Source organism: Kineobactrum sediminis (assembly GCF_002868715.1).
In the GTDB taxonomy this organism is placed as follows: Bacteria; Pseudomonadota; Gammaproteobacteria; order Pseudomonadales; family Halieaceae; genus Kineobactrum; species Kineobactrum sediminis.
In genome coordinates this window covers 1-3,536 of sequence record NZ_PKLZ01000022.1, presented here as the reverse complement: position 1 = coordinate 3,536, position 3,536 = coordinate 1, and the positions used below count along the sequence as shown (strand labels likewise).

General features: G+C 52.5%; 1 rRNA gene. It reads left to right on the top strand.

Features of this window, described 5'->3' with window-relative positions:
* Positions 1-272: 272 nt before the first annotated feature.
* Positions 273-3,299: ribosomal RNA gene (locus CWI75_RS18120) — 23S ribosomal RNA — on the top strand.
* Positions 3,300-3,536: the final 237 nt, after the last annotated feature.

The window sequence follows — 3,536 nt, the reverse complement described above, 5'->3', positions numbered from 1 at the left end:
GCTGTTCTTTAACAAGGTAAATCAAGCTGAGTCATTGGATTGTAACCTGGCACTGTGTCGTCTTTATGACGGTGTGTGACGGGAGCGATTCAAGGACAAAAAGTTCTGGATACGTCGTAATCAGGCGTATCCGAGAGTTGTACAACATTGTGACTTAAGCGTCACAACATCCGGCGGGTACATGCTTTGATCGGCATGTATCTCATAAGTACCTGACATACGCACAAGGGTGTCAGGGAAATGTCTCTTTGGACAGATAACTTCGGTTATATGGTCAAGCGACTAAGCGCATACGGTGGATGCCTTGGCAGTCAGAGGCGATGAAGGACGTTGTAGCCTGCGAAAAGCTTCGGGGAGTCGGCAAACAGACTTTGATCCGGAGATGTCCGAATGGGGAAACCCACCTGGTGTAAGCCAGGTATCCCTAACTGAATACATAGGTTAGGGAGGCGAACGAGGGGAACTGAAACATCTAAGTACCCTCAGGAAAAGAAATCAATTGAGATTCCCTCAGTAGCGGCGAGCGAACGGGGAACAGCCTGCAAGTGATAGCAGTGCGGTTAGTGGAACGGTCTGGAAAGTCCGGCGATAGAGGGTGATAGCCCCGTACACGAAAACTGCGTTGTGGTACTAAGCTTGCGATAAGTAGGTCGGGACACGTGTTATCTTGACTGAAGATGGGGGGACCATCCTCCAAGGCTAAATACTCCTGACTGACCGATAGTGAACCAGTACCGTGAGGGAAAGGCGAAAAGAACCCCGGAGAGGGGAGTGAAATAGAACCTGAAACCGTATGCGTACAAGCAGTGGGAGCAGACTTGTTCTGTGACTGCGTACCTTTTGTATAATGGGTCAGCGACTTATTGTCTGTAGCGAGCTTAACCGAGTAGGGGAGGCGTAGGGAAACCGAGTCTTAACAGGGCGTTTAGTTGCAGGCAATAGACCCGAAACCGGGCGATCTATCCATGGCCAGGTTGAAGGTGCCGTAACAGGCACTGGAGGACCGAACCCACTTATGTTGAAAAATGAGGGGATGAGCTGTGGATCGGAGTGAAAGGCTAATCAAGCCCGGAGATAGCTGGTTCTCCTCGAAATCTATTTAGGTAGAGCGTCGTGTCTTACCCTGGGGGGTAGAGCACTGTTTGGGCTAGGGGGTCATCCCGACTTACCAACCCCATGCAAACTCCGAATACCCAGGAGTACAATCACGGCAGGCAGACAGCGGGTGCTAACGTCCGTTGTCGAGAGGGCAACAACCCAGACCGCCAGCTAAGGTCCCCAATACCAGTTAAGTGGGAAACGATGTGGGAAGGCTTAGACAGCTAGGAGGTTGGCTTAGAAGCAGCCATCCTTTAAAGAAAGCGTAATAGCTCACTAGTCGAGTCGGCCTGCGCGGAAGATTTAACGGGGCTAAACTGGTAACCGAAGCTGCGGATGCGTGCATTTCACTTAAACCCTTTCAAGGACAGCTTGTCGACGGCGTTAGCCGGCGACCAAGCGCCCCCGACCGTTGAGTCGGGAAGAGGGTAGAGAAACCGCCTCTCTGGCAGGAGAGGGTTTAAGGAAATGCACGCATGGTAGAGGAGCGTTCTGTAAGCCGTTGAAGGTGAATCGTGAGGTTTGCTGGAGGTATCAGAAGTGCGAATGCTGACATGAGTAACGACAAGGGGGGTGAAAAACCTCCCCGCCGGAAGATCAAGGTTTCCTGCGCAACGCTAATCGGCGCAGGGTGAGTCGGCCCCTAAGGCGAGGGCGAAAGCCGTAGTCGATGGGAAACGGGTTAATATTCCCGTACTTTTTTATATTGCGATGGGGGGACGGAGAAGGCTAGGCCATCAGGGCGTTGGTTGTCCCTGTTTAAGGTTGTAGGCTGGCTGCTTAGGTAAATCCGGGCGGCTAAGGTCGAGAACTGATGACGAGTGTTTCCGCAAGGTTACGCGAAGTGGTTGATGCCATGCTTCCAGGAAAAGCCTCTAAGCTTCAGATATAAAGGAACCGTACTGTAAACCGACACAGGTGATCAGGTAGAGAATACCAAGGCGCTTGAGAGAACTCGGGTGAAGGAACTAGGCAAAATGGTACCGTAACTTCGGGAGAAGGTACGCCGCTGTTGGTGATGGGACTTGCTCCCTGAGCTGATGGCGGTCGAAGTGACCAGGTGGCTGCGACTGTTTATTAAAAACATAGCACTCTGCAAACACGAAAGTGGACGTATAGGGTGTGACGCCTGCCCGGTGCCGGAAGGTTAATTGATGGGGTTAGCTTCGGCGAAGCTCTTGATCGAAGCCCCGGTAAACGGCGGCCGTAACTATAACGGTCCTAAGGTAGCGAAATTCCTTGTCGGGTAAGTTCCGACCTGCACGAATGGCGTAACGATGGCCACACTGTCTCCACCCGAGACTCAGTGAAATTGAAATCGCTGTTAAGATGCAGTGTACCCGCGGCTAGACGGAAAGACCCCGTGAACCTTTACTATAGCTTCACACTGGACTTTGACCTTACTTGTGTAGGATAGCTGGGAGGCTTTGAAGCGGTGGCGCCAGCCATCGTGGAGCCGACCTTGAAATACCAGCCTGGTAATGTTGAGGTTCTAACTCAGGTCCGTTATCCGGATCGAGGACAGTGTGTGGTGGGTAGTTTGACTGGGGCGGTCTCCTCCTAAAGAGTAACGGAGGAGCACGAAGGTGCGCTAATCATGGTCGGAAATCATGAGGTTAGTGTAAAGGCACAAGCGCGCTTGACTGCGAGACTGACAAGTCGAGCAGGTACGAAAGTAGGTCTTAGTGATCCGGTGGTTCTGTATGGAAGGGCCATCGCTCAACGGATAAAAGGTACTCCGGGGATAACAGGCTGATACCGCCCAAGAGTTCACATCGACGGCGGTGTTTGGCACCTCGATGTCGGCTCATCACATCCTGGGGCTGAAGCCGGTCCCAAGGGTATGGCTGTTCGCCATTTAAAGTGGTACGCGAGCTGGGTTTAGAACGTCGTGAGACAGTTCGGTCCCTATCTGCCGTGGGCGTTGGAGAATTGAGGGAAGCTGCTCCTAGTACGAGAGGACCGGAGTGGACGAACCTCTGGTGTTCGGGTTGTCACGCCAGTGGCATTGCCCGGTAGCTACGTTCGGACAGGATAACCGCTGAAAGCATCTAAGCGGGAAGCCCCTCCCAAGATTAGTTCTCCCTGGGCACTTGATGCCCCTGAAGGGCCGTTGAAGACTACAACGTTGATAGGCTGGGTGTGGAAGCGCGGTAACGTGTTGAGCTAACCAGTACTAATTGCCCGTGAGGCTTGGCCATATAATCCAAGTTATTTGAGTAACCGAGAGGGTTACCGGAGAGCTGGGTGTTGTGACCAGTCACAGTGAGACTAGCAAGACAGGCAACAAGGCAACAAAACGAGTCTGTACAACTCAAACCGTAGATCAGCTTGATTTACCACCTAATTTGGTATGACGAGGGCAGCGCAAAGCGCGTGTAAGACCTGAATCAACCGAGCCAGTTTGCCTGGCGACCATAGAGCATTGGAACCACCTG